The organism is Nocardia sp. NPDC059229 (assembly GCF_042754165.1).
Lineage (GTDB): Bacteria > Actinomycetota > Actinomycetes > Mycobacteriales > Mycobacteriaceae > Nocardia.
Map to the genome: position 1 here is coordinate 1,297,289 of NZ_JBHZAK010000001.1, position 26,190 is coordinate 1,323,478.

Genomic DNA, 26,190 nt, shown 5'->3' on the forward strand with positions numbered 1-26,190 from the left:
TTCGATCGGGACATGTCGCCCGAATCACCCCCCGCGTCCGCCCCGTCTGCATCCCTGCCGAGCCGGGTCCGGGAATTCGTTGACTCCCAGGTCATTCCGCTCGAGGACGCACTCGACGCCGATGACGGTGCGGCGTGGGCCACACTGCGCGAGCAAGCCAGCGCCGCCCGACTCTGGGCGCTGCCCCTGCCGCGGGAACACGGCGGCGGAGGCGTCCCGCTGGTGGACTACCTCGCGCTCGCGGAGCTGGAGGGCCGCAGCGATCACGGGCCCGAGGCGCTCGGCTCCTCGCCTCTGCTCACCGTCCGCATGCTGGGCGCGCATGCGCATCCGGAGTTGCGCGCGAGCCTGCTCCCGGAGCTGGTGACCGGAACCGCCAAGGCGGCGTATGCCATGACCGAGCCCGGGGTGGCCGGATCCGACCCGAGCGGCCTGCGTACCACCGCCGTCCGCGACGGGTCCGGTGAATGGATCGTGACCGGCCGCAAATGGTTCATCACGGCCGCCGCCCGTGCCGACTGGGTACTCGTCGTCGCCCGCACCGGCGTGGATCTGCCCACCCGGCAGGCGTTCTCGATCCTGGCCGTCCCGACCACCGCCGCGGGATTCCGGGTGATCCGCGAGGTCGACGTGCTCGGTGCGGGCGGCCAGCACGAGATCGAATTCGACCGGGTCCGCGTGCCCGGCACGCACCTGCTGGGCACGGTCGGCGCGGGGATGACACTGGCGGCCGAACGGCTCGCACTCGGGCGCACCCTGCGGGCGCTGCGCTGGATCGGGCAGGCCCAGCGCGCCGTGGAACAACTCGCCCGCCGCGCGAGCGAACGCCGGCTCGGCGATGGCGTGCTCGCCGATCGCCAACTGATCCAGCAGTTGGTGTTCGAGTCCGAACTACAGCTCCGCTCGGCACGGCTGCTCGCCGCCGAGGCCGCCCGCCCGGTGGCCGCCGACGCCCCCGCTCAGATCGAGGTCGGCCTGGCCAAGACCGCCGCCGCCCGCGCCCTCGGCACCGCCGTGGATGCCGCCATCCAGGTCTACGGCGCCGAAGGCCTCACCGCCGCAACGGGTCTCCCCCGCCTGCTGCGTACCGCGCGCGCCGCCCGTATCCTCGACGGCCCCGACGAATTCCACATCACCGCCACCGCCCGCCGCCTCCTGCGCGACTATTCCGGCCAGGGTCGACCGCCCGCAAACTGACGCCCCACCCGCTACGGCGATCGTCGGCCCGTGACAGTCGTCCGCTGGCACGAGAGCAGTTCACTTCGCGACGAAGTCGCCTCTGTCCCAGCTGATTCAGGCGGAGTCCAATGCAACCTGTTGTGCCGAGCCGAGGGTGGATCGCCGATCGAGCCACGTCGGCCTGGACGGGTTCGTCCGCGAGAAGCGGGCAGCGGCGGACAGAGACCTCGAAATCCCGGGAACCGAATCGATTCGCCGCACGACTTGTGGATCGACGACGAGTGGGAGCTGAGGGTGCGAGCGGGATCGAGGGTGGAGCTGACCGGGGTGTGCTGTGCGCACGACCGGCGTGCGGTCGTGCGAGAGGTCGATCTGGTGGTCGAGCCCGGCGAGCGGGTCGCGCTCACCGGTACCAACGGGTCCGGGAAGACGACACTGCTGCGCGCACTGCTGGGGCTGCACCCGGTGTCGTCGGGTGTCATTGCCGTGGACGGGGACCGGGCGCGGTCGGCGCGAGACTGGGATCGCCGGCGCAAGGTCGCCGCGTGGATTCCGCAGCGGCAGGCCTCCGGCCGGTTTCCGCTGCTGGCGCGCGAATTACTGGTCAGCAGTGGCGATCTCGGCGCGGCGCTGGAGGCCGGTGAGCGGCTCGGCGTGGCGGACTTCGCGGATCGGCCGCTGGACACGCTGTCGGGCGGTCAGTTGCAGCGCATGTATCTGGCGCGTGCGGTCGGCTGCGTCGCCGCGGGCGCACGGCTGCTGCTGGCCGACGAGCCCACGGCCGCACTGGATTTCGCCGGTCAGGCCGAGGCGGCCGAATTGCTGGTGGCGCTGCCCGTAACGGTGCTGGTGGTAACCCATGATCGCGCGCTGGCCGACCGTTGTGATCGCGTGCTCGAGATGGCCGACGGCCGCCTGCGCGAAATCCCTGCCCGGCATGAGGAGATCGCGTGAACAGTGCGGCGAATTTCATGGACGTGTGGCAGCTGGCTCCGGTTCAGCGCGGGTTGTTCGCGCTGGTGCTGGGCGCGGTCGGGCTGCCGATCGTGGGCGTGGTCATCATCGGGCTGGACATCATGCCGGTGCGGTTCGCCATGATGCACGTGGCGCTGCTCGGCATCGCGGTCGGCATGTTGACCGGGCTGGATCCCATGCTCTGCGCCCTGGTGGCCTGCGGCGGATCGGGGGCGGCGCTGACGCCGCTGGCCCGCAGCCGCACCGGATTGTCCGGGGCCATGGGCCTTTTGATGAGCCTGTCCATTGCGGGCGCACTGCTGGTGCTGTCGATCTCGGGTGTCAACGCCAATGGCGCGTTCGAACTGCTCTGGGGATCCATCCTCGCCACCCGCACCGCCGATGTTGTGCTGCTGGGTGTGCTCGCCGCGGTGGTGCCGCTGCTGTTCGTGTCGCGCCGCCGCCAGATCGGACTGCTGCTGCACGACCGGGAACTGGCCGCCTGCTCGGGGGTGCGGGTGGATCGGCTCACCCTGATCCTGTTGGTGCTGGTCGCGATCGCGGTCGCCGCCGGCATCCGGCTCACCGGCGCGCTGCTGGTGGACGCGCTGACCCTGCTGCCCGCCCTGGCGGCGCGCCGGCTGGCGAATTCGCTGACCACCATGGCGATCACCGCGGTCGTGGTGGGCGTGGTGGTGAATATCGCGGGCTTCACGCTCGCGGTGGCACTGGACCTGCCGCCCGGTCCGGTCCTGGTGCTCTTGGCGGGGGCGGTCGCCCTCGTAGTTCATGTGATACCCGATTGGAGAAGACGAGGATGGCCCTCATCCGACGAAACCGGCTCGCGCGCACCGCGATCGGTGCCGTTGCACTGATCACCGGTGCGGCCGTTGCCACCGGCTGTTCTTCGAGCAGCGACCATGACCACAACGGCCCGCATGTGGTGGCCGCGAGTTCGTGGGAGGCGGCGTTCGCCAAGGCGGCCGGGGCGTCCGAGGTGACGGTCATCGTGCCCGCCTCGATCAAACACGCCCCCGACTACGACCCCAAGCCGTCGGATCTGGCCGAGGTCGCCAAGGCCGACTTCGTGCTGTACGCGCAGTTCGAAGGCTTCGCGGGCAAGATCAAGGACGCGGCCGGCTCGAGGGCCAAGCTGGTCGAGGTCAATCTCGACAATGCCAAGGACACCATGGAATCCGAGGTGCGCCGCCTGGGCGACCTGTTCGGCACCCGCACCACGGCCGACAAGTGGATCGTCGATTTCGAGACCGAGTACGGCAAGCTCGCCACCGACGTCAAGACCGCCTGGCCGGGTGGGCAGCCGCCGAAGGTGGTGCAGCAGGCGTTCATGGGCTTCGCCGCCCAGCTGTCCGGCGCGCAGGTGCTCGGCACCTATGGTCCGGCGCCCATCACCCCGGGGCAGGTCGCGGACCTCTCCGCCAAGAATCCGCAGTATGTGCTGGGCAATGAGCAGATGAGCACCGGCCAGGTGCTGCCCGGCTCGTCCGCCAAGCAGATCGATCTCACCAATTACCCCACGCAGGACCAGGATCTGCTCTCGGTCTACCGGGACGCCGCCGGCAAGCTCACGGCAGCGATGCACGGCTGAGCGGCCGGGGCCGGGCTGGGCGGCGTGTCCGGCGGGGCGATCACAGTTCGGCTGGATCGACCTCGCCGGACAGGATCGCCAGCGCGAGCATGAGAAAGAAGTCGCCCCAGATCAATTCGTGGCGGGTCGCCAGACCGCGCGACAGGTCGTAGCAGCCGTTCAACAGTCGCCCAGGCGACTCACCGGTCGAAAGATGCTCGCCGACAAGGACCTCGACCAACTCACGGGCGCGATCGGAGCGCCCGAGTTTGCACAGGGCCACCGCCATGATCGAGGCGGCCGATGTGTCGAGCACCAGCGGTTCACCGCGCACGGCCGCCGGGACAGCCGCCGGCGGCCATGGCCATTCGCTCAGCAATTCGACTGCCCGCCGGGTGTATTCGGCATCGAGCCAGAGTCCCGCATCCGCCAGCGCCAGCAGCAGCCACGCCTCACCTCGCGACCATCCGGCGGCGGGCTCGGCGTGCGGCTCCCAGCGGCCGTGTGCGAAGGAAAGGGCCGGGATCAACTCCGCCGGACCCGAGCAGGTACGCAGGTGAGTTGCCAGGTGACGTTCCGCGACGGCTCCGGCACCGGTCCACGCGAGCAGCGGGATCGTGCCCGCGAGGCCGTCCACACGTGCGATGACCGGTTCGGCCGGATCATTGAAAGCCGTTCCCCAGGGCAGAATTCCGGCCTCGGAGTCGAAGGTCGCGGCCAGTTGTTCCGCGCCCTGACGTACGAGTCGACGCCCCGATTCCGAGACCCCGAGCCGGTGCCCGGCAGCAGCCCCGTACCACAGGGTCAGCCCGCGGGTGACAGTGTCCACCGCGGCGGCGGGGGCCAGCCGTCGCGTCCAGTCCTCCGCCACGCCCTGGTGCCGCGTATCCCGCGTCAGTCGCGCCCGCAACCACAGTTGCCCGGCCCAGAACCCCGCCACCCAGGAACCGCGGCGGGTCGTCGTCCACTCCCCCGTGTCCGGCTCGGCGTACAGCGGAAATCGGTCTCGCACAGCCGCTTCGGTGACCGTGATCCGGTCCACCATCAGCTCCAGCGCGGCGGCTGCGCGCATGCCCGGGGGTGTCCCGCCAATTCGATCCGTCTCCGAGGTCATCACGCATCCGACTTCGTTCGTCGCGCGGTCCGCGCGCGCCACCACCACGCCACCGCTGCCGCCGCGAGGAACGCCCCCGACACCAGGGTCCACGCGGGTCCGTAGCGGCCGTCCGAGGCGTCCACGAGCGCGCCGAAAACCGGTGGCCCGATGACGAATCCGGCGAAGAACCCCGCCGACACCACCGCCGAGTCACGGCCCACGTGCTCGGGCGCGGCCGTCGCGATGACGGTCATCATCGAGACGGCATTCGCCGAGACCGCACAGCAGCCGATGCCGAGCGCGCCCAGCCACACCCACCCGCTCCACCAGGTCCCGGCGAGAACTCCCAGCGCCGCGACCGCCGCGCCGAAGGCCAAGGGCCCCAGCAGGATCGCCGGGGTCGGCAATCGGGACGACCATCGGGTCCAGCCCACTCGCCCAGCGACTCCGGCGACGCCGAGCACGGCGACCAGGGCGCTCGCCGCGCCCGCGGACAGCCCCAGCTGCTTGGCGGCGTACAGCGCGATATACGTGTTGATCGCCGAGATTCCGGTCCCGAGCAGTACCGAGTAGCCGCACATCCATCCCGCGTCGCCGTGCGGGCGCGCCACCACCAGTGGCGGAAGACGCGGCGGCTGCGGATCTTTCACCACCGTGAGCGCCGCCGCCACCGCGAGCGCCGCGATCGCCGCCGCCGTGGCCACGGCCGCGCGCCAGCTCACCGCACCCGCGATCGCCGCCAGGGGCAGTCCGGCGAGAAACGCGCCGAACTGCACGCCCGACTGCTTCCATCCCGCCACGGCACCGCGCACGGCGGCCGGAACACGGGTTGCGATCAATTGATTCGTCGCCGGGTTGGCCAGGGCCTGTCCCAGCCCGGACACCGCGATCGCCGCCACCAGTCCCCCGTAACCAGGTGCCGCCGCGAACAGGGCGAGGGCCAGCGCGGACAGCGCGAACATTCCGATCAGGCAGCGCCGGGCCCCCAGCGCCGCCACCATCGGACCGACCACCGGCGACAGTACCGCCGCCACCCCGAACCCGGCAGCCACCAGCAACCCCAGTTGCCCTGTGGCAATGCCGAATTCGCCGACCAGCCGGGGACCCAGCGCGCCCAGCAGGAACAGCGGCAGCATGGACAGGGCCATCGCCGTGGTCAGCAGCACCGTCAGCACCGAGCTGCGGACAGCCGTGACCGCCGGGGTTTCCGCGCGCACACTCACACCCGACAAGTCGAATGAACGGCGGCCGCGGTTCCCGCGGATCTGTCCGGGACCCGCGTCCCCGTCCGGCCCGCCGGGAACTTCCCGCCGGGCCTGCGCGACCATTGAGCCATGAGGTGCGAAACGATCCGCGAAGCGCTGTCCGCGCGAATCGACGGCGAACAGGAGCCCATCGCGGCCGAATCGGCCGATCGGCACCTGGACGCCTGCGCCGACTGCCGTTCCTGGTACCGGCGCGCGGAATCGCTGCAGCGGACGCTGACAGCACACCCCGGCTCCCCGGTTCCCGACCTCACGGCCGACATCCTGCGACAACTGCCGCCGAACTCGCCGCTCAGCTCGGTCTCGTGACGATGGGCCGGTCGGGCTCCTGCCACGCTAGGACGAGGGATTCCCGGGCACGGGCCACCCGGGACCGGACGGTCCCAACTGGACAGCCGACGGCCTGGGCCGCCTCCGCATAGGACAGGCCGAGCATCTGGGTGAGCACGAACGCCTCCCGGCGATCGTCGGGCAGGCCGCGCAAAAGGTCGGCGATGGCGAGCATTTCGGGGAAGTCGGAACTGTCACGCTCGCAGCGTTCATCGATCGCGGTCTGCCAGTCGCCGGAGGCCTTCTTCGGGCGCACTGCGGCGCTTCGGATCCGGTCCACGACGGTGCGCCGGGCGATGGACAGCAACCAGGTTCGCGCCGAGGACCTGCCGGCGAAACCGGGCAGGCTGCGCAACGCGCGGAGGTAGGTCTCCTGGGTGAGGTCGTCGGCGGATTGCACATCGGTCAGATGCGCCGTGAAACGCCAGATGTCGCGCTGGGTCCCGCGAATGAATTCTTCGAGGGCGCCGCGATCGCCACGACCGGCGGCGAGCGCGAGCGCGGTCAGCTGATCATCCGCCGAGACCGCGGGACTGTTCGGGGCCGGGGTCGCCCGGACGAGGCCGCGCGCAGACGCTGACGCGGAAGGGATTAGGTGCATTGCCAAGCCTTCGATTGCAGACGCCACAGCAATGAGACGTCGATCGGAATCGGTCGCCGCACGATCAGCGGCACACCGCGAAGGGGGCGGTCGATCAGTCACCGGCGGGCGAATTCGCCACCGGCAGTGAACTGTTCAGACCTGGAATGCACACGCGGGCGGACCGCGTCGAGCCAGCACATGCCGCAGCAGGGTTTCCGATGGCTTCGGAACCCGGTGTTCCGCCACCCGTCCGGCCGACAGGCCGGCGGGCACACTCGGATGGAGATAGACGAGCAGCAGCGGCACGAAAAAGCGCGCATACAGCGCGCGCAACAGTGCGAACAAAGCCCGTTCGCCGCGCCACAGCCAGATGCCGCAGAACATCGCAGCCAGGCAATGCGCCGCGATCATCGCGGGAGTGCTGGACCCGGCGCTCGCGGCGCCGCTCATCCCCGCAACGTGGTTCATGTGGCCGCCCGACATGGGCGCGAGCCCGAACCACACATGCAGCACCAACTGCATGCCGGCCAAACCACCAACGATGGGCAGCACACCCCACTGCCGATCGGCGAAAACCCATGCCACCGCGGCGGTCCCGGCCCAAGCCACTACCAGCGCCGAGAACGACAGCCCGTGCCCGACCACGTGACTGTGCCCAGCGGCCGATACCGCGACGGCGATCACGGCGAAGATCGCCGCCCGCACGGCACGCGACACCGGGGTCACGAGTGGGTCGGTCATGGCATGGTCCATCGTCGCATCACCACGCGAACGCCTGTGCCAGAGGGCTTCTCGACCTCATGTCATCCCATGAATGCAATGGCGGGATCGGGCACACGTCGATACGACGGCGCAGGTCCCGCCCGGGTTCACCACTGCGGTGCGATCACCGCGGCCGACAGGCAGGATTCATTCCGACGGGGCCGAGGTCCAGCGCTGCTCGACCTTGGCCCAGCGCCAGTAGGCGACGGCGATGATCCAGGCCAGCACGAACAGGCCGACAATGCCGAATCCGACATTGTTCAGGTTGATTCCGGCGATCCAGTCGGTGATCGGGTTGACGAAGTCCGCGTCGTCGTGGAGGACGGTGATCAGTTCGATGGAGCCGACGACCAGCGCCACCGCGATCGACAGCGCGGTGATGGTCAGGTTGTAGTAGATCTTGCGGATCGGTTCGGAGAAGGCCCAGTCGTAGGCCACATTCATGAACAGTCCGTCGAGGGTGTCCATCAGGCTCATGCCCGCGGCGAACAGCAGCGGCAGCACCACGATCGCGTACCAGGGCAGCCCGGCCGCGGCCCCGGAACCGGCAAGGGCCAGCAGGGCCACCTCGGTGGCGGTGTCGAAGCCCAGCCCGAACAGCACGCCCACCGGATACACCTGGACCGGCCGGCGCACCGCCCGCATGACCGGGCCCAGCAGCCGAGCAAGCGCACCACGGGCCTGCAGGGCGGCCTCCAGCTCCTCGGCATCGAACTCGCCGTGCCGGCTGCGCTGGAACACCCGCCAGATCCCGATCAGCGCAACCACATTGAGCAGCCCGATCAGATACAGGAACGATCCGGACGCCACCGTCGAGACGACGCCCAGGGTCTTGCGGGTCGGCGAGTCGTCGTCGACCAGCTCGCCGACCACCCGCGCCCCGGCCACCACCAGCGCGGCCAGCACGAACACGATCGTCGCGTGCCCCATGGCGAACCAGAACCCCACCGACTTGGGTCGCTGCCCATCGGCCATCAGCTTCCGGGTCGTATTGTCGATCGCCGCGATGTGGTCCGCGTCGAACGCGTGCCGCAGGCCGAAGGCGTAGGCGGTGAAACCCAATCCGACCCCGAACACCTGCGACCCGAGCTGATAGCTGTGCGGCGCCACCGCCCCGAACAACAGCCCGAACGCCACCACATGGATGGCCGCGACCACCCCGAGCAGCACCCCCGCCTCGATCCAGTCCCGCCGCGACCAGTCGTGCAGGACATGCCGCAACCGACGGCGCGCGGGGACAGCGGAATTCGAACCAGGATCGACAGACATGCGCGCAGAGACCTTCTCGGGGAACCCGCGTCCCCGCACGTAGGGCTGTGGCGATGTGAGGTCTGACTCCCGTACCGCCGCAGCGGCCCGGACACAGTGGCGCGACCGTCCCGGATTCCCACCGGGTTCCCACCATCGTCACAAAATGTTCGCCCGACTATACAGAGCAGCGGCAACGGCCCCGACGGGCAGCGGGCCCGGACGATCCCGCGCCCGAATGACATCGGATTCGTGATGGACCGTCTCCGGACGACCGGGGAACCGTGGTGCGGGGAGACCGGTCATGAGTACCTAAGTACGACAGATTCCCAGGTCCGGCATTCTTCATAACGTTGTGCTCATCAAGTTCACACCAGCAAGGAGAACCGACATGAGCGACATCAACGAACTCGTCCAGCGCTACCTCACCGCCTGGAACACCACCGACGCCTCGGCCCGCGCGGCCCTGGTCGCCGAACTGTTCACCGACGACGCCGAATACACCGACCCGCTGTGCTCGGTCCGCGGGCACGCCGGGTTGGATGCCACCATCGCCGCGGTCCAGGCTCAGTTCGCCGGACTGGAGTTCAGCCTCGGCGCTCCGGTCGACGCGAACCACCACATCGCCCGCTTCACCTGGCACCTCGGCACCCCGGGCGCGGAGCCCCTGGTCGTCGGCTTCGATGTCGCCGCCCTCGCCGAGGACGGGCGCATCGAACGCGTCTACGGCTTCCTCGACAAAGTCCCCGCGGGGGCTTGATCGTTGCGCCGCAAGCAGTTCGGAGGCGCGGCGGTCGGCGATCGCCGGAACTCCAGCGAGGCCGGGTGGCCGCTCGATGCGGGCGGCCACCCGGCCGACGTTGATCAGCGGTAGGAACCGGCGCTCAGGTCGGCTGTTGCGCTGGGGCCCTGGGGGTTCCAGCCGAGGTCGGCGCGGGCGGCGTGGCCGGTGACGGATTGGCTGAGGGCCAAGGCTTCGGCGAAGGGAGCGCCGAGGGCGGCTTCGGCTTCGGCTAGCGGCCAGATCACCGGGTCGCCGGAGACACCGGCGGCCTGGGCCGCAGCGGTGGCGAGGTCGAGCACCGAGACGGCGGGCTCGGTGATCGCGTGCCAGATGGTGCCCGCCGGAGCCGATTCGACGACCTTCACGAAGAGGTCGGCCAGGTCGTCCACATGAACGGTGGGCCATACGACAGTGGAGTCGGCGACGACGACCGGGGCATTGTGCTTGCGGGCGAGATCGACCAGGAGAGCGGGGATTCCGCCATTGCGGCCGTGCACGATGCCGGGGCGGATGACCGCGGCGCGGACGCCCGCATCGGCGAGGGCGAGGACCTGGCGTTCGATGACCGGGCGGTAGCCGACGATGGGAATGGCGTTGGTGGCCGCGGATTCGTCAGCGCCATCGGTCGCGCCGAGGACCCAGACGCCGCTGGTGTAGACGAAGGGCTTGCCGGTGCCGCGCAGCGGGTCGGTGAGGGCGGCGATGGCGGCGGCGTCCACGTCCGCGTTTCCACTGGGGGTGGCGAGATTGACCACGGCGTCGATATCGGGAGTGACAGCGGCGGTGAGGGATGCCGGATCGGCGAGGTCGCCGGTGCGCGTCTCGAATCCGGCCTCGCCGTCCTTACCCGGCCGTACCAGTGCCACCACCTCGTGGCCCAGTCCGGTAAAGCGTTCGGCGACCGCGGAACCCAGGTAGCCGCCGGCCCCGATGATCAGTACTCGCATGAATCTTCTCCTCCATCTCGGCCACGCCGGCCGTCTTCACGACAGCCTCGTCGGCCGCACTGGTATTCCGCTGTCAGTGGGTACGTTCTCGATTACCAGCGAACAGCACGTCAATTACCGGCGAACAGCACGCGATTCGCGTACGCGGTGTCGAAATATTCCCGGGCTTCCGCGATTCGGCCGCCGGCGACGCGGAAGGCGATGACGACATCGTTGACATACTCCGCGCCCGCCACGGTGGTCGCGCGGGTGGTCCACTCTGCCACGGCGCGGTCCCCATCGGCGATCACGCCACGCACCTCCTGGCTCATGGGTTTGGTGGTGTCGAAGCGCGCCAGCATGGCGGGCAGGAAGCCGTGGAAGATCTGATCCGGCCCGACCCAGGTGCCCGCGGTCGGCAGGTCCCCGGCCAGCGTCCAGGTGGCATCGGGCGCGAAGAACTCGCTGCGCCGCTCGACCGCCTCGCCGCCCTGCAGGGCGCGAATGTAGTTCTCGATCACCGTCCGGGTTTCGTCTGTGCTGCTCATGCCATTCAGTTCACTGGAAATCCCGAGCCCGACCAAGGGGCAGCTCACACACTCTGCGATAAAGAACGCTTATCGATGCAGGGTGCCGGACCACCGATACATGAAAGCGCCCGTGGCGTTGGGCCACGGGCGCTTTCACGCTCGGCGAGTCAGTCCTTGACCAGTGCGACGCCGGACGCGTCCAGGGCCTCGGGCGAATCCTCGACCGGCTCCGGCGATTCGGCGCGGTTGGGCAGCAGCACCGCCATCACGATGACGACCAGCGCCAGCGCCGCGGAGACCGCGAACGCCAGCCGCATGCCGGACAGGTGGGCGTCGAGCGGGTTGGCGCCGCCATCGGTCAGATGGGTGGCCCGCGACGTCATGACCGTCACCACCAGCGCGGTACCGAAGGCCGCGGCCACCTGCTGCAGCGTGCCCAGCATGGAACTGCCGTGCGAGTACAGGTGCATCGGCAACGCACCCAGGCCCAGCGTGAACACCGGCGTGAAGGCGGCGGCCAGCGACACCATCAGCAGGACGTGCAGCGCCACCAGCGCGGGATACGGCGTGGTCAGCGAGAGCTGTGTGAAGCCGACGAGGGCGGCGGTGATGCCGATCGCGCCCGGAATCACCAGGACGCGGCCGCCGAACCGGTCGAACAGCCGGCCCACGGTCGGACCGAGCAGACCCATGGCCAGACCGCCGGGCATGACCAGCAGACCGGTCTGCAGCGGGCTCAGGCCGCGCAGGTTCTGCAGGTACAGCGGCAGCAGGATCATCGAGCCCATCATGGCCAGGAAGGCCACGGCCATCAGGACCAGTGCCTTGGCGTAGGTGCCGGACAACAGGATTCGCAGATCCATCAGCGGGCTGCCGTTGCGCTGCAGGTACACCTGACGGAAGACGAAGATGGCGACCAGGGCCACACCGCCGGCGACGATCAGCGCCGGAGTGAGCGCGCTGCCCGCGCCGAACTTGCTCAGGCCGTACACCAGCCCGCCGAAGCCGAGGGCCGCGAACGCCACGCTGAACCAGTCGATCGAACCCGCTTGCGGCTCACCGACGTTCTCCAGCTTGCGCAGCCCGAACCAGGTCACCACCCCGGCGATGGGCAGCACCAGCGCGAACAGCCAGCGCCACGAACCGATCTGGAGCACCAGGCCGGAGATGACCGGGCCCATGGCCGGGGCGACCGAGATGGCCAGGGTGACATTGCCCATCACGCGGCCGCGGTCGTGCTCCGGCACGACCGTCATCAGGGTGGTCATGAGCAGCGGCATCATGACCGCGGTGCCGCCGGCCTGGACGACCCGGCCCATCAGCAGCACCGCGAACGACGGCGCGATCGCGGCCACCGCGGTGCCGAGGAGGAAGACACCCATCGCGAGGGAGTACGCGCGCCGGGTACTGACGCGCTGCAGGAACCAGCCGGTCACCGGAATGACCGCTGCCATGGTGAGCATGAACGCCGTGGACACCCACTGCGCGGACCGCTCGGTCACGTGAAGATCCGTCATGAGCCGCGGAATCGCATTGATCATGATGGTCTCGTTCAAGATCACCGTGAAGGTCGCGAGCACCAGCAACCGGATGACCGTTGGCGTCCGCTGCTTGGTCGAGCTAGCGGATAGATCGGGCATCGGAAAACCTCCGGGGGTGTTCGTATTCGAGGGGGGACGCCGAATCGGCGACAGTGCCGTCCGGGGGGCCATATCGATGCAGACGGGTACAGATCGCTCAACTCATCGGTCTCCGGTCAGTATTCCGGCGGGGTCCGACAGAATTCATCCGATTATCGGGTGAACCGCAGCCCCATAGCATGCTGAAAGTGTGCTGTTACCAGCACTTATCGAGCTCGGCAAAATTGCGGAGTGAGGCAGGTCACGTTTGAGTGGACGTGAGCTCGGATCGGTCCCGGATCCGGAACCCGCCATGATGTAGGAGGATGCCCCGCCGCGATGGTGCGGTCGCGGGGCGGGAGGGTGTGAGAACGACCGTGGCCGAACACATTCCGCAGCTGCATGGACGTGAGCGTGAACAGCAGGCGCTCGACGCCCTGATCGAGGGTGCGCGCGACGGGCGCAGCGCGGCGCTGGTGCTGCGTGGAGAACCCGGGATCGGCAAGACGGCGCTGCTCGGATACGCCGCCGCGCGGGTGGACGCCGTGCGGGTGCTGCGGGGCACCGGCGTCGAGGTCGAGGCCGAATTGCCGTTCGCCGGACTGCAATTGCTGCTGCGCCCCGCCCTGGACCGGCTGCCCGGCCTGCCGGAACCGCAGCGGGCGGCGCTGGCGGGCGCACTCGGCCTCGGTCCCGGCGGGCGCGAGCCCATGCTCACTGGTCTGGCGGTGTTGTCGCTGCTCACGGATTATGCCGACGGCGCCGGGCTGCTGGTCGTGGTCGACGACGCGCAGTGGCTGGACCGGGCCTCGCAGGACGCGCTGCTGTTCGCGGCCCGGCGGCTGCAGGCCGAGGGTGTGGCCATGCTGTTCGGCGTCCGCGAGGGCGAGGGATCGTTCGAGGCCGCCGGGCTGCCCGAGCAGCGATTGACCGGTCTGTCCCACGAGGCGGCGGCGGCCCTGCTGGATGAGCATGCGCTCACCCCAGCCGTGCGCTACCGGCTGCTCGCCGAGGCGCGCGGCAATCCGCTGGCCCTGCGCGAACTGCCGCTGGCGATGGCCGCCGAATCGACGCCGGATCTCGCCGCGGGCGCGCTGCCCCTGACCGATCGGCTGCGGCTGGCCTTCCACGGCCGGATCAGTCGGCTGCCGGAGCCGACCCAGACCCTGCTGACCGTGCTGGCCACCGATGAATCCACTGAGCCCGCCGTCGTGCTGCGTGCGGCGGCGAGCCTGGGAGCGGGCATCGATGATCTCGCGCCCGCCGAGGCTGCCGGACTGTTGCAGCGCGGGACCGGCGCCGACCTGTCGATCACGTTCCGCCACCCGCTGATTCGCGCGGCGGTGTACCAACGTGCCCCGCTGGGACAGCGATTGGCGGTGCACCGCGCCCTGGCCGAGGCGCTGGACGCGCCCGAGCAGGCGGATCGGCGGGCCTGGCATCGCGCGGCGGCGGCCCTCGGTCCCGATGCCGAGGTGGCGGATGCCTTGGAGCGCAGCGCTGTTCGCGCGCGCGAACGCGGCGGGCACAAGTCGGCGGCCGCCGCCTACGATCGGGCGGCCCGGCTCAGCGATCGGCCGGAGGATCGGACGCGGCGTCAGACGCTGGCCGCTCAGGCGGCGCTGGAGTCGGGTGATCTGGAGCGGGCGGCCGAGCTGGCCCGGCGCACGGCCCGCGAGGTGAGCTCGGAATCGTTGCGCGCCAGTCTTTCCCAGGTGCGGGCGCTGGCCCTCTTCTGGCAGGGCAAGTTTCCGGATGCGCACCGGCTGCTGATCGACGCGGCGACGAGCATCGCGGCCACCGAACCCGCACAGGCGGCGGACATGCTGGTGCAGGCCATGCACACCGGGTGGTATCTGGGCGAGGCCGATTTGCGGGAGGTCCTCGAACACCTTGCGGACCTGCGATTGCCGGATGCGCTGCCGGTGACCCCGGTGGTGCGGTTCATCGGCCGGCTGTTCGACCGTGGCCCGGGCCGGCCCTTGGCGCTGACGGACATTCTCGGCGAAATCCGTTCCCGGGGAGAGGTTTCCGACCAGGTCCTGTCGATCCTCTGCGGCATCGCGCTCGCGCGCGGCCAGGACGGGCCCGCCTTCGATCTGGCCATGTCCCTGGAGGGCAAGCATCGCGCCGCCGGTGCCGCCGGGCGACTGCCGACCGTCCTCTTCTTCGCCGGCGAGGCCGATATCTTCACCGGCCGCCTGCGCGATGCGCGCACCGCGACGGTCGAGGCCCGCGACCTCGCCCGCGACACCGGTCAGCAGCAGTGGGTGCGCCAACTCAGCAGTGTGCTGGCGCATCTGGACGCACTGCGCGGCGATGAGGACGAGTGCCGGGCGCAGGCCGAGCTCGGCCTCGCCGGGGATACGCCGGGAGCGATCGCACCGGGCGCACCGTGGGCGCACTGGTCGCTGGGGCTGCTGGACCTCGGGGCCGGGCGAGCGGAATCGGCGCTGTCGCGCTTCGAGCGTTTGACGAAATCGCCGTTCGATCACCATATTTGCGCCACCCGGGCGGTGCCGGATCTGGTCGAGGCCGCGGTGCGGATCGGGGCCCCGGAGCGCGCCGCGGCGCCTTTCACGAACTTCGCCGGCTGGGCGGAGTCGGTGGGACAGGGCTGGGCCGACGCCCTGGTGCTGCGCTGCCGCGCGCTGCTGGACGACGAGAATGCCGAAGACCTGTACGCGAAGGCGCTCGAGCTGCACGACCGCGAGGCCCGTCCCATCGAATTCGCCCGTACCGCTCTGCTTTACGGCGAATGGCTGCGCCGCGCCCGCCGCAAGGCCGAGGCGCGCACCCGATTGCACGAAGCCCTCGAGGTCTTCGAACGGCTGGAGCTGGACCCGTGGGCCAGGCGCGCCCGCCACGAGCTCACCGCGGCCGGCGCACCGGATTCCGATCCTGGTCCGTCGCGCAGTACCGTGACCGGCCTGACCCCGCAGGAATTGCAGATCGTCCGCCTCGCCGCCCAGGGCCTGTCCAACCGCGACATCGCCGCGCAGCTGTTCCTGAGCCACCGCACCGTCGGCTACCACCTCTACAAGGCGTACCCGAAGCTCGGCGTCACCTCGCGGGGCGAGCTGAAGGATATTGCCGCACAACTTCATTGATCATCGTGACTGCCGGGTCATGCCTTGATGAACTCGAGCAGGTCGTTGTTGAGCTGCTCGGCGTGGGTGACATAGAGCCCGTGCCCGGCGGCCTGGTACTCGCGGTAGGTCGCACCGGGCAGCAGCTCGGCGGTGCGGCGGCCGGTCATGTCGATCGGCGCCGAGAAGTCGGCGTCGCCGTGCACGATCAGCGCCGGAACGGTGATGCCGCGCACCGCTTCCCGGCTGTCGGCGTGGAAGACCGCCTCCTGGATCTTCAGCGTCGCCCACGGCGCGGTCGACAGGCACTGCCGGTAGGTGAGGTCCGACTGCTCGGGCGACACCTCGGTGCCGAACTGCTCGGCGAAGTACAGCTGCGACTGCCGGGCCAGCCACTTGGGCCGGTCGGTGCGGATGCGGTGCAGCATGTCCTCGAGCACCGCCACAGGAGCCCCGCCCGGGTTGTCGTCGGTGAGCTTCAGGAACGGCAGCATCGAGCTGACGAAAGCCACTCGCGCCACCCGGGATTCGCCGTGCCGAGCCAGGTAGCGGGCGATCTCCACGCCGCCGGTGGAATGCCCGACCAGGGTGGCCTCGGTCAGGTCCAGGTGGTCGAGCAGGGCCGCCAGGTCGTCGACGGTGGTGTCGAGGTCGTAGCCGCCGCGCGGCCGGTCGGAGCGACCGTGGCCACGGCGATCCAGCGAAATGCAGCGGTAGCCGAGGTCGGCGAAGAAGGGGATCTGGTACTCCCACATATCGGAAGCGAGCATGGCCCCGGCGACGAACACGATGGCCGGTCCGGTGCCGTAGTCCTCGTAGGCGAGCGTGGTGCCGTCGGTGGGGGTGGTGAAGAACATGGGAATCCCTTTGGCTCGGATCGCTGGTTCGAACTTGATGAACACCACGTTATGAAGATCCGCGTGACCGGGAATCTGTCGTACTTAAGTACTCGCGACCGGTCTCCCGGCACGCGTCGACGGATGCGTTCGGCCACCCATTCCCACCATCGGCCGGAGCGTCGGCATACGATTGGCGAACCAGTCGGAAAAGGCCCGGTCAGCCGGATTCGACCGGGATACAGTCAGGAGTCACCAATGACCAAATTCCTGGTGATCTACAAGTCGGATCAGTCCGCTCGCGAGCGGATGGCCCAGACCACCCCCGAAGCCCAGGCGGCGGGCATGAAGGCCTGGATGGACTGGGCGGGGCGGGCGGGGTCCGCGATCGTCGATCTCGGGTCGCCGCTGGGACCCGGATCCCTCAATGCCGACGGCGGGATCGGCGGCTTCTCCATCCTGCAGGCCGACTCCAGCGAAGCACTTCAGGAGGTGCTGAAGGGCCATCCGCACACCGAATGGGGCGGCACCATCGACATCTACGAATTCCTGGCCATGCCGGGCATGTGACGACGGGAGCTAGTGCACGCCCTCCATGTGGCGGCTGATCCAGGGCGCGACGGCCCAGACGATCGCGCCGACGACCATGGCCACCAGGCCGGTGATGCCGAAGTACACCAGTTCGTGGGACGGGTCGTAGAACTTGGACAGCACGCCCGACATCGAGGTGCCGATGCCGACCGAGAAGAAGTACAGGGCCATCATCTGAGCGCGAAAAGCGTTGGGGGCCAGCTTCGTCGTGACCGAGAGACCGATCGGCGAGAGCATGAGCTCCGAGACCGCGAACGCGCCCAGGATGAAGAAGACGATCACGAACGACACCGACTTGCCGTGGCTGCCCGCGAACAGGGTGAACAGCAGGAAGGCCGCGCCCATCCCGATCACGCCCAGCGAGAACTTGCGCGGGGTGCTCGGGGAGCGCATGCCCAGGCGGGTCCACATGATCGCGAACAGCGGCGACAGCGCGATGATCCACACCGGCTCCATGGAACCGATCCAGTTCGACGGCGCAGTCCAGCCGAAGATGGACCAGTTCATGCGCTCGTCGGAGTACACCGCCAGCACGGTGAAGATCTGCTGGAACAGCGACCAGAACACCGCGTTCGCGATGAACAGCGGCATGTAGGCGCGCACCCGGGTGCGCTCGATCGGGGTCACCTTTTCGCTGGTGAGCATAATGGCGAAGTAGGCGATCGAGGCCACGACGATCACTAAGGTGGTGGCGTCGGGCAGGTTGGACAGGGTCACCAGCTTGGTGGCCCAGGCGATGGCGACCACCACGAGGATCGCGGCGAAGGCCGTCACAACCTTGGGAATCGCGGTGCCCGGCAACGGGTTCGGCACGTCGCGGCCGTGCTCGCCCAGGTTCTTGCGGAAGATGACGTACTGGGTGAGGCCGATCGCCATACCGATGGCGGCCGCGCCGAAGCCGTAGTGGAAGCCGACGTGATCCTGCAGCAGGCCGGTGATCAGCGGACCGGCGAAGGCGCCCAGGTTGATACCGAGATAGAACAGCGTGAAGCCGCCGTCCGCGCGCGGATCGTCCTTCTCGTACAGGGTGCCCAGCAGCGAGGAGGCATTCGCTTTCAGGCCACCCGATCCCAGCGCGACCAGCACCAGACCGACGCCGACACCGATCAGGCCGGGCAGGATGGCCAGCGCGATGTGGCCGGCCATGACCACGACGCCGCCGTAGAAGACGGTGCGCTCCGAGCCGAGCAGCCGGTCCGCGACCCACGCGCCGAGCACGGTCGACAGATAGACCAGACCGCCGTAGGCGCCGACGATGCCGGTGGCGGTGGACTTGGCCATGCCGAGGCCGCCGTCGGTGGCCGTGTAGTACAGGTAGTAGCCGAGAATCGTGAGCATTCCGTAGAACGAGAACCGTTCCCACAATTCGACGCCGAACAGATTCGCGATACCGATGGGGTGGCCGAACAGGGTCCGTTCAGTGGCCGGTTTCGCGTCTTGAGCTACTCCTGACATACCGGCGACCCTCCCATAAAAGGCAATCCGACAGCAACCTCAGATGTTAACCTGCGTCACAATTGCCAAGGGAATGTTCAGAATGTGCGGGGCCGAGGGACAAATGTCCCGCAGCCGCTCAACAAGTGACTTGATCAGGCAATGGACAGTGCGATGCCATCCAGGATGTCGTGTTCGCTGACAATCAGCTCGCGGATCCCGGCACGCCGCGCCAGCTCATCGGCAAGCACTTCGGCTATTACCGCGCCACCACCGATCACATCCACCCGGCCCGGATGCATGGGCCCGAGCGCGGCCCGCTCGTCGTGGTTCATGCCGATCAGCCGATCGCACACCTTGCGCAGGTCGGCCAGCGGCAGGCGGGTGAGATGCACGCGCTCCGAATCGTATTCGGGCAGATCCAGCGACACCGCGGCGATCGTGGTCATGGTCCCGGCCACACCCACCCAGGTGTGCGCCCGCTCCACCGGCACCACGCCGAACGCCTGCGCCAGCCGCTCCGAGGCGAAGAAGCGCGCCGAGGCGACCTCCTCGCGGGTGGGCGGATTGCCGTGCAGGCAGCGCTCGGTGATGCGCACGCAGCCGATATCGGCCGAGTACGCCGCGTGCACGCCGGACGCGTCGCCCAGTACCACCTCGGTCGACCCGCCGCCGAGATCCACCACCACGAAAGGTCCTGCGGCGCTGGACAGTTCGCCGACGGCACCGGCGAAGGACAGCCGCGCCTCCTCGTCGCCGCTGATGATCTCGGCCTGGGCCCCCGGCACCACCCGGCCCAGCTCGACGCCGGTCATGGTGAAGAAGTCCTCGCGGTTGGCGGCATCGCGCGTGGCGGAGGTGGCCACCATCCGCACCCGTGTCACACCGTGCTTCAGCATGAGGTCGACATAGTCGCCCAGCGCCACCCGGGTGCGTTCGATCGCTTCGGGATTCAGCGCACCCGTGGCGTCCACGCCCTGGCCCAGTCGCACGATCCGCATCTCCCGATGCACATCGGTCAGATGCGGCTTACCATCGGCGTCGCGCGCGACATCGGCGATCAAGAGCCGGATCGAGTTGGTTCCACAGTCGACGCCCGCGATCCGCTCGTGTGCTTCCGCACCGGGGGCCGCACTCCGCGCGAACTCTGCGTTGCTCATCCCTGACCTCTGAATTCGACTGGTTCTGAACACATCTCGCCGAGCAGGCCACCCGGCCCTCGCGGCGGCGCGGCCGACTCCGGCCCGGCACCCGGCGGCCGACTCCACGCCCTCGGCAGCCTACCCATCCCACTGCCCGGTGCGGTCGATCGAACCTCACGAGAGCGGCTGAGCTCGCGCCCTGCTCCGCATCGGTGCCCGCCCGCCGGACCGGCGCAAGCCAGCTGTTCACCCGGGCGCGGCCGGCTCATTCGCCGGCGGTCTCCGAATCGGTGCGGTACTCCTCGGATTTCGGCCAGTCCGCCGGAATGGCGGTGCCGCGCAAGCCGTGGTCGGCGGCCAGGGCGACGGCCTCGTCGCCGAGGGGGTTGAGGCCCGGGCCCTTGGCCAGGGAGTGGGCGATGAGGACGTGCAGGCACTTGACCCGGTCGGGCATGCCGCCGCCGGCGAAGTCGGTGCCGAGGTCCTCGATGGCATTGCGCTCGGACAGGTAGCTGTCGTACGCGGCGCGGTAGGCGGCGGCGAGTTCCGGGTCGCGGGTGAGCCGTTCGGACATGTCGCGCATCAGACCGGTGGTCTCCAGGCGGCTCGCCTCGGCGGTCAGGCGCGGGTCCGTCAGGTAGTACAGGGTCGGGAAGGGGGTGCCGTCCGGAAGCTTGGGCGCGGTCTTGACCACCGCGGGCAGGCCGTCCGGAGTGCGGTAGGCGATGGCGAGCACGCCGCGCGGAGCCCGGCCCAGTTGCTCGGCGACGATCGCGAGATCGCGCTCGCCGGGGACGTTCTCGGCTGCGGTCACCTGGGTTGTCCTTCCTCGGTGGGGGCGGGCGGCGGGGGCGCCGGTGCGGGTGGCGGGGTGGGAGCGGGGGCGGCAACGGGCTGCGGCGAGGAAACGCTGTGCCACAGCTGCGTGTACCAGGGGTCGGGCTCCCGGGGTTTGGCGGGCTGGGTCGGGATGGCCGGCTGCTCGATCTCGGGGATCTGCACGATGTAGGGCGTATCCCCCGGCATCACCAGACGCAAGCGGTCCCGGGCCTCGGCCTTGATGTAGTTCGGATCCTGTTGCTGCGCACGGCGATCGCGCAGGCTCACGACCTCCTCCTCCAGCTGGCGATGCTGAGCGGCCAGCTCGGAGGCGTCCGAGCGCTGCGTGAAGTAGGTGCGCAGCGGCACCGCCAGGGTGAGCGCGAGCCCCGCCAGCACGGCAGCCAGCAGCACGGCACGTCCGGTGGACAGGCCGAGGATCTTGCGTTCGTGCCGTTCGGATTTCGCGGCCGCCCTGGGGCCGGTGCGACGCTTGGGAGCCGGCTTCCCGGAGGTCGTGCGGCTGCTGCTCGAGCTCGAAGATTTCGCGGCGGCACCGGATTTCGGGACCGCGGCGGATTCGTTCCGCTTCCCGGCCGAGCCGCTCTTGGCGCGAGCGGAGCGCGACGGGCGCCGGTCACTTCGTCCTGCCGGACTAGTTCCGCGCGCCCGTCGCTCCGTCATCTCACACCTCGAAATTCAGTAGTAGTCCCAACTCTCGGGGTCCGGGTCGGGGCTCGAGCTACCGATTATTCAGCCTTCGAACGCGAATCGCGGGAAGGCGGCGTCACCGGCGTAGCGCGCCGAGTCGCCCAGGGCGTCCTCGATACGCAGCAGCTGGTTGTACTTGGCGACGCGCTCCGAGCGGGCCGGGGCGCCGGTCTTGATCTGGCCGGAGCCGACCGCCACCGCCAGGTCGGCGATGGTGGTGTCCTCGGTCTCGCCGGACCGGTGGCTCATCATGGTCTTGTAGCCGTTGCGGTGAGCCAGCTCGACCGCGTCCAGGGTCTCGGTCAGGGTGCCGATCTGGTTGACCTTCACCAGGAGTGCGTTGGCCGCGCCCTTGGCGATGCCCTCCTCCAGGCGGTCCGGGTTGGTGACGAACAGGTCGTCGCCGACGAGCTGCACTTTGTCGCCGATCTGGTCGGTCAGGGAGACCCAGCCGTCCCAGTCGTCCTCGGACAGCGGGTCCTCGATCGAGACGATCGGGTAGTTGCCGAGCAGGCCGGCGTAGAACTGGGCCATCTCGGCGGCGGTGTGCAGCTTGCCCTCGAACTTGTAACCCTCACCGGTGGTGTAGAACTCGGTGGCGGCCACGTCGAGCGCGAGCGCGATCTCGCTGCCCAGCTTGAAACCGGCCTTCTCGATCGCCGAGGCGATCAGGTCCAGGGCGGCACGGGTATTCGCGACCGACGGCGCGAAACCGCCCTCGTCGCCCAGACCGGTGGACAGGCCCTGGGACTTGAGCACCGACTTCAGCGTGTGGTAGACCTCCGCGCCCCAGCGCAGCGACTCCTTGAAGGTGGCCGCACCGATCGGGGCGATCATGAACTCCTGGACGTCGACGCCGGAGTCGGCGTGCGCGCCACCGTTGAGGATGTTCATCATCGGCACCGGCAGGACGTGGGCGTTCGGGCCGCCGACGTAGCGGAACAGCTCCAGGCCAGAGGACTCGGCGGCCGCGCGGGCCACCGCGAGCGAAACACCCAGCAGGGCGTTGGCGCCCAGACGCGACTTGTCCGGGGTGCCGTCCAGATCCAGCAGGGTCTGGTCGACGGTGCGCTGCTCGACGGCGTCGAGACCGATCACGGCCGGGGCGATCTCGTCGAGGACGCCCTCGACGGCCTTCTGCACGCCCTTGCCCTGGTAGCGGTCGCCACCGTCACGCAGCTCGACGGCCTCGTGCTCACCGGTGGACGCGCCGGAGGGCACGGCCGCGCGGGTGAGGGTGCCGTCGTCGAGAGCGATCTCGACCTCGACAGTGGGGTTGCCACGCGAATCCAGGATCTCGCGAGCTCCGACCTGTTCGATGATGGCCACGAAACGACACTCCTTCGGCTGCTGACTCGGCAGGTCGCACGGCGAACCCGTGCGCTGACGAGCCTACTGTGCCGGGATCGCGCTGCCGCATCCCCCCATCGGCGCGCCCGCAAGATATACACACTCCCCGACTACTACGACCCCACAAATTAGACCCTGCGGCCCACGCTGTAAGCGGCGGCGCGGTAGCGGACGGTGTTCATATAACTGGTGGATTGGTTGTAGGTGAGCAGCGCCTGCTGCCAGCCGGGTGCGCCGGTGAGGTCGCCGCCCATGGCGCAGAGGTAGCGCGCGGCGGTGAGGGCCGCATCGTCGATATTGTCCGGATCGATCTTGCCGTCGCCGTTGGCGTCCACACCCCAGCGCTGCCAGGTCTCCGGAATGAACTGGAACGGACCCATCGCCCGGACGTACACCGGATTCGCCTCGGTGGAGCTCACGTCCAGAATCCGTGCGCGCCCGGGCGAACCATCCAGTGGCAGCCCGCGAATGGGCGGCGACACCGTCCCGTCATCGGCGATGCGCGATCTGCCGTGCGTGCCGTGCTGACTCTCCACGCTCGCGATGCCCGCCAGCGTGGTCCAGCCGATCCCGCATTCCGGCTTGGACCGCGCCATCACCGCCGCCGCGTATCCGTAGGCCTCCAGGGCCAGCACCGGAATGCCGGTCGGCCCGTGCTGTTCCTCCGCCCAGTCCTGCAGTTGAATCGCGGTGCGCCCCGGCGCATCCAGGTCGATCGGCGGCAGCAGTGCGCCCGCGCCCGGTGGCATGTCGTCCGGGACGGGCGTGAGATTGCTTGTCCCGCAACCGGTCAGCAATACCAGCGCGGCGGCCGTGCCCAACAGGCCGGCGCGGGTCAGCGGGGCCCGGAGGCCGGCCATTCGGATACGCACCCCATTCATCATCCAGATGGATCGGCGTGGAGGCGAACACCGTGAACACGGTTCGCCCGGGTCGCCGGTAACGATCGCGTTCGACCGGCCGCCGCACGGGAATCCCATACCCATCCGCTATTTCTACGACACACCCTTAGGTAAGGCTTGCCAAAATTCTTCGGGGGTAATACCGTCTTTCGCCGAGCCAAGATCACCATGCCACCGCCCAGCCAGGAAGGCCCTCCCGTTGGTGAAAAGCGTTCTCCCCGAACGTAGTCAGCTCCACCCCGCCCAGCTCGAACGACGCGACCTGTCCGAATCCGCGGCCCGGGCAGTGCGCCACGTCGCCGCTGAGATCGCCGTCACAGTCGGGCGCTGCCCGGAGATCGCGACCACCCTCTCGCACCCGGTCCTGCTGCGCCACATCGACGCCAAGTACGGACGGCTGCCCGACGCCGTGCACGAGGCCATGCGGCCGCCCGCCACCGCGGCGGGCGTGGCGCTCATCAGCCGGCTTCCCGTCGACGACGAGGAATTCGGCCCGACGCCGTACAACTGGCAGGAGGCGACCGACCTGGCCGGAACCCGGACACCTCGGTCCGGTTCCTTCCAGCTCGATATCGCCATGCTGCTGCTCGCGCGGTGCGCCGGTGAACCCTTCGGCTGGGACGGCCAGCAGGCGGGGCGGCTGGTGAACAACATCGTGCCCACGCCCGGCCACGAACACGAGCAGTCGGGCGCCAGCAGCACCGCGCTGCTCAGCCCGCACACCGAGGACGCCTTCCACCCGGACCGGGCCAACCTGCTCATGCTCGGCTGCCTGCGCAATCCCGATCGGATCGCGACCACCGTGTCCTCGATCCGGAACGCGGAACTCGATGCGGCACAGCGGAAGATCCTGAGCCAGGCGCGACTGCCGATCCTGCCGGACGTCTCCTACGGCAGCGCCTTCGGCGATGCCCCGGCGCCGCCGATCGCCACCCTAGGCGACGACGCGAGTGGGACCACACTGCGTTTCGACCCGGCGTACACCCCGATCGACCGTGCCGACGACGAATTCCGCAGCGCCTACCGGCATTTGAGCAGCGAACTCGAAAGAGTGTGCCTCGCCGCGGCTTTGGCGCCCGGAGAACTGCTCCTGGTGGACAATGACGTGGTGGTGCACGGGCGGGTGCCGTTCACCCCCCGCTACGACGGCACCGACCGCTGGCTCAAGCGGGTCAATATTCGCCTGCCCCAACGCCGCCGCGACGCCGAGGCCGGGGAGGACGGCTACGGTCAGCGCGTGGTGGCACCGTTCCGCACGACCCGAGGACAGAACACGTGAACTGCCGCCCCACCCCGCTCCGCGTACTCAGCCGCAGCGATCTGGCCGATGTCCCGATCTCCCCGGCCGAGGTGGTGCGGGCCGTCGAAGACGCGTATCTCGCACTGGCGGGCGGCGATTCGGACAACCCCCGCAAACTCAGCGTCGCCCATCCCGACGGATGGTCGGTGGCCTACGCCATGCTGGGACGCGACGGGCGGCGCCGGGTGGTGGCCATGAAGACCAGCTACAAATTCGACCCGCACCACGACAGGTCGAACAAGCGGTATTTCACGACGATCTCGCTGTACGACGACGCCACCGGGAACCCGATCGCGCTGATGGACTGCGCCCGCGTCGGCGCCCTGCGCACACCCGCGGTCTCGGCACTGCTGGTGCGCGAATGCGCCCGGCCGGGAGCACGCAGTGTCCTGCTGATCGGCACCGGCACCCAGGGCCGCAATGCGCTACCCCATCTACTAGCGGCGAATCCGCAGCTGAACCGACTCATGCTCTACGGCACCCACCCGGAGGGATTGGAAGCGGTGTATCAGCAACTGCTGCACCATCATCCGCATGCGGAACTCGACATCGTGAGCGACCCGTACGCGGCGGCGCGCGAAGCGGACATCATTCTCGCCACCGCCGGGCCCGGCACTCAGGTGGCGATCGAGGCCAAGGATCTGGCACCCGGGGCGACCGTGGTACTGGTCGGCTATGGCCTGGCGCCCTCCACCCTCGTCGAGGCCGATCGCGTAATCGCCACCAGCGCAGAACAAATGGCTTTGACCGGAACCGATATGGCGGGTCCCGACGGCCGACTACGCAGGGTCGACGCCGAGCTACCCCAGATTCTCGACCGCCGGGCGGCGGGCCGGACAACCGACGACGAACGAGTTTTCGTTTACAACAGCGGACTGGTGCTCACCGATATCGCCGTCGCGCACGCGCTGGCCAACCGCGCCATCGCTGAGGGGCGGGGCACCGAAGTATCGCTCTGGGACTGAATCAGTATCGCTCTGGGACTGAATCGCCGACTTGATCCGACGGATTCACGGCAGAAATTCGAGAAAGGAAAAATGTCCGCCTCCGTAGAGACCGTCGTCGTTCCCTCCGGCATAGCCGACATCACCGCAGAACCGATGCCGGCTCACCGCCCCGACTGGGAGCAGCGGCTACTCGACGACCCGAAGC

General features: G+C 69.2%; 25 protein-coding genes and 1 riboswitch. Of the genes, 10 read left to right on the forward strand and 15 right to left on the reverse strand.

Translation table 11 applies throughout. The features are described 5' to 3' along the window. Positions 1–12: 12 nt before the first annotated feature. From ACFXHE_RS06080 to ACFXHE_RS06095, 4 genes are all read left to right on the forward strand, one after another. Positions 13–1,197, forward strand: coding sequence for an acyl-CoA dehydrogenase family protein (locus ACFXHE_RS06080; RefSeq protein WP_379380233.1), 1,185 nt, complete (start codon positions 13–15; stop codon positions 1,195–1,197). 276 nt (positions 1,198–1,473) lie between these two features. Continuing rightward, complete coding sequence (locus ACFXHE_RS06085) at positions 1,474–2,133, forward strand: metal ABC transporter ATP-binding protein (protein ID WP_379380235.1); 660 nt, start codon at positions 1,474–1,476, stop codon at positions 2,131–2,133. Next, positions 2,130–3,008 carry a metal ABC transporter permease gene (locus tag ACFXHE_RS06090; protein WP_379380237.1) on the forward strand — a complete coding sequence of 293 codons (879 nt, stop codon included), beginning with the start codon at positions 2,130–2,132 and terminating at the stop codon, positions 3,006–3,008. Before ACFXHE_RS06085 ends, ACFXHE_RS06090 begins: the two co-directional genes overlap by 4 nt. Then, entirely contained in the window at positions 2,951–3,742 is a 792-nt protein-coding gene (locus ACFXHE_RS06095) for an ABC transporter substrate-binding protein (protein WP_379380239.1), read from the forward strand. Before ACFXHE_RS06090 ends, ACFXHE_RS06095 begins: the two co-directional genes overlap by 58 nt. Positions 3,743–3,782: 40 nt before the next feature. Here the strand turns inward: ACFXHE_RS06095 and ACFXHE_RS06100 are convergent, their stop codons facing one another. Together ACFXHE_RS06100 and ACFXHE_RS06105 are read right to left on the reverse strand one after the other, a co-directional pair. Further along, positions 3,783–4,793 carry a hypothetical protein gene (locus ACFXHE_RS06100; RefSeq protein WP_379380241.1) on the reverse strand — a complete coding sequence of 337 codons (1,011 nt, stop codon included), beginning with the start codon at positions 4,791–4,793 and terminating at the stop codon, positions 3,783–3,785. Positions 4,794–4,834: 41 nt separating this feature from the next. Next, positions 4,835–6,040, reverse strand: coding sequence for an MFS transporter (locus ACFXHE_RS06105; RefSeq protein ID WP_379380242.1), 1,206 nt, complete (start codon positions 6,038–6,040; stop codon positions 4,835–4,837). Between the two features lie 111 nt (positions 6,041–6,151). On the opposite strand from ACFXHE_RS06105, the gene ACFXHE_RS06110 reads away from it, so the two are divergent. After that, entirely contained in the window at positions 6,152–6,391 is a 240-nt protein-coding gene (locus tag ACFXHE_RS06110) for a zf-HC2 domain-containing protein (protein WP_379380244.1), read from the forward strand. Here ACFXHE_RS06110 and ACFXHE_RS06115 read toward each other — a convergent pair. From ACFXHE_RS06115 to ACFXHE_RS06125, 3 genes are all read right to left on the reverse strand, one after another. Further along, entirely contained in the window at positions 6,375–7,013 is a 639-nt protein-coding gene (locus tag ACFXHE_RS06115; protein ID WP_379380246.1) for a sigma-70 family RNA polymerase sigma factor, read from the reverse strand. The two genes, ACFXHE_RS06110 and ACFXHE_RS06115, sit on opposite strands and share 17 nt — an antisense overlap. Positions 7,014–7,148: 135 nt before the next feature. Continuing rightward, on the reverse strand, positions 7,149–7,721 hold the full coding sequence (locus ACFXHE_RS06120; RefSeq protein WP_379380248.1) for a hypothetical protein: 573 nt from the start codon (positions 7,719–7,721) through the stop codon (positions 7,149–7,151). 183 nt (positions 7,722–7,904) lie between these two features. After that, entirely contained in the window at positions 7,905–9,026 is a 1,122-nt protein-coding gene (locus ACFXHE_RS06125; RefSeq protein ID WP_379380250.1) for a HoxN/HupN/NixA family nickel/cobalt transporter, read from the reverse strand. A 59-nt stretch (positions 9,027–9,085) separates the two neighbouring features. Continuing rightward, positions 9,086–9,157: riboswitch (cobalamin riboswitch) on the reverse strand. Between the two features lie 239 nt (positions 9,158–9,396). On the opposite strand from ACFXHE_RS06125, the gene ACFXHE_RS06130 reads away from it, so the two are divergent. After that, positions 9,397–9,765, forward strand: a complete 369-nt coding sequence (locus ACFXHE_RS06130; RefSeq protein WP_364625112.1) for a nuclear transport factor 2 family protein — start codon at positions 9,397–9,399, stop codon at positions 9,763–9,765. A 104-nt stretch (positions 9,766–9,869) separates the two neighbouring features. Here the strand turns inward: ACFXHE_RS06130 and ACFXHE_RS06135 are convergent, their stop codons facing one another. From ACFXHE_RS06135 to ACFXHE_RS06145, 3 genes are all read right to left on the reverse strand, one after another. Continuing rightward, positions 9,870–10,736 carry an NAD-dependent epimerase/dehydratase family protein gene (locus tag ACFXHE_RS06135; protein WP_379380252.1) on the reverse strand — a complete coding sequence of 289 codons (867 nt, stop codon included), beginning with the start codon at positions 10,734–10,736 and terminating at the stop codon, positions 9,870–9,872. Between the two features lie 110 nt (positions 10,737–10,846). Further along, positions 10,847–11,263 (reverse strand): nuclear transport factor 2 family protein, encoded by a 417-nt coding sequence (locus ACFXHE_RS06140; protein ID WP_379380254.1) that lies wholly within the window; start codon positions 11,261–11,263, stop codon positions 10,847–10,849. Positions 11,264–11,412: 149 nt separating this feature from the next. Continuing rightward, the gene (locus tag ACFXHE_RS06145; RefSeq protein WP_379380256.1) at positions 11,413–12,885 is read right to left on the reverse strand and encodes an MDR family MFS transporter; all 1,473 of its coding nucleotides are present in this window, start codon (positions 12,883–12,885) and stop codon (positions 11,413–11,415) included. 344 nt (positions 12,886–13,229) lie between these two features. Here ACFXHE_RS06145 and ACFXHE_RS06150 point away from each other — a divergent pair, with 344 nt between their 5' ends. After that, positions 13,230–15,974 (forward strand): AAA family ATPase, encoded by a 2,745-nt coding sequence (locus tag ACFXHE_RS06150; protein ID WP_379380258.1) that lies wholly within the window; start codon positions 13,230–13,232, stop codon positions 15,972–15,974. A gap of 17 nt (positions 15,975–15,991) precedes the next feature. Here the strand turns inward: ACFXHE_RS06150 and ACFXHE_RS06155 are convergent, their stop codons facing one another. Beyond that, positions 15,992–16,858 (reverse strand): alpha/beta fold hydrolase, encoded by an 867-nt coding sequence (locus ACFXHE_RS06155; RefSeq protein WP_379380260.1) that lies wholly within the window; start codon positions 16,856–16,858, stop codon positions 15,992–15,994. A 189-nt stretch (positions 16,859–17,047) separates the two neighbouring features. On the opposite strand from ACFXHE_RS06155, the gene ACFXHE_RS06160 reads away from it, so the two are divergent. Continuing rightward, the gene (locus ACFXHE_RS06160) at positions 17,048–17,359 is read left to right on the forward strand and encodes a hypothetical protein (RefSeq protein WP_364625100.1); all 312 of its coding nucleotides are present in this window, start codon (positions 17,048–17,050) and stop codon (positions 17,357–17,359) included. Positions 17,360–17,368: 9 nt separating this feature from the next. On the opposite strand, the gene ACFXHE_RS06165 is transcribed toward ACFXHE_RS06160, so the two are convergent. The 6 genes from ACFXHE_RS06165 to ACFXHE_RS06190 form a co-directional block, all read right to left on the reverse strand. Then, positions 17,369–18,835 carry a peptide MFS transporter gene (locus ACFXHE_RS06165; RefSeq protein ID WP_379380262.1) on the reverse strand — a complete coding sequence of 489 codons (1,467 nt, stop codon included), beginning with the start codon at positions 18,833–18,835 and terminating at the stop codon, positions 17,369–17,371. A 134-nt stretch (positions 18,836–18,969) separates the two neighbouring features. Beyond that, positions 18,970–19,974, reverse strand: a complete 1,005-nt coding sequence (locus tag ACFXHE_RS06170; protein ID WP_379380264.1) for an exopolyphosphatase — start codon at positions 19,972–19,974, stop codon at positions 18,970–18,972. Between the two features lie 247 nt (positions 19,975–20,221). Then, the gene (locus ACFXHE_RS06175; protein ID WP_379380266.1) at positions 20,222–20,770 is read right to left on the reverse strand and encodes a DUF501 domain-containing protein; all 549 of its coding nucleotides are present in this window, start codon (positions 20,768–20,770) and stop codon (positions 20,222–20,224) included. Next, positions 20,767–21,459, reverse strand: a complete 693-nt coding sequence (locus tag ACFXHE_RS06180) for a septum formation initiator family protein (RefSeq protein ID WP_379380268.1) — start codon at positions 21,457–21,459, stop codon at positions 20,767–20,769. Before ACFXHE_RS06180 ends, ACFXHE_RS06175 begins: the two co-directional genes overlap by 4 nt. A gap of 69 nt (positions 21,460–21,528) precedes the next feature. Further along, positions 21,529–22,815 (reverse strand): phosphopyruvate hydratase, encoded by a 1,287-nt coding sequence (gene eno / locus ACFXHE_RS06185; RefSeq protein WP_354833209.1) that lies wholly within the window; start codon positions 22,813–22,815, stop codon positions 21,529–21,531. A gap of 149 nt (positions 22,816–22,964) precedes the next feature. Continuing rightward, complete coding sequence (locus tag ACFXHE_RS06190) at positions 22,965–23,717, reverse strand: lytic transglycosylase domain-containing protein (protein ID WP_379380270.1); 753 nt, start codon at positions 23,715–23,717, stop codon at positions 22,965–22,967. Between the two features lie 223 nt (positions 23,718–23,940). Here ACFXHE_RS06190 and ACFXHE_RS06195 point away from each other — a divergent pair, with 223 nt between their 5' ends. Then, positions 23,941–25,017, forward strand: coding sequence for a TauD/TfdA family dioxygenase (locus ACFXHE_RS06195; protein ID WP_379380272.1), 1,077 nt, complete (start codon positions 23,941–23,943; stop codon positions 25,015–25,017). Then, a complete protein-coding gene (locus ACFXHE_RS06200; RefSeq protein ID WP_379380274.1) occupies positions 25,014–26,003 on the forward strand; it encodes an ornithine cyclodeaminase family protein in 990 nt (329 codons plus the stop codon). Before ACFXHE_RS06195 ends, ACFXHE_RS06200 begins: the two co-directional genes overlap by 4 nt. Positions 26,004–26,190 lie beyond the last annotated feature (187 nt).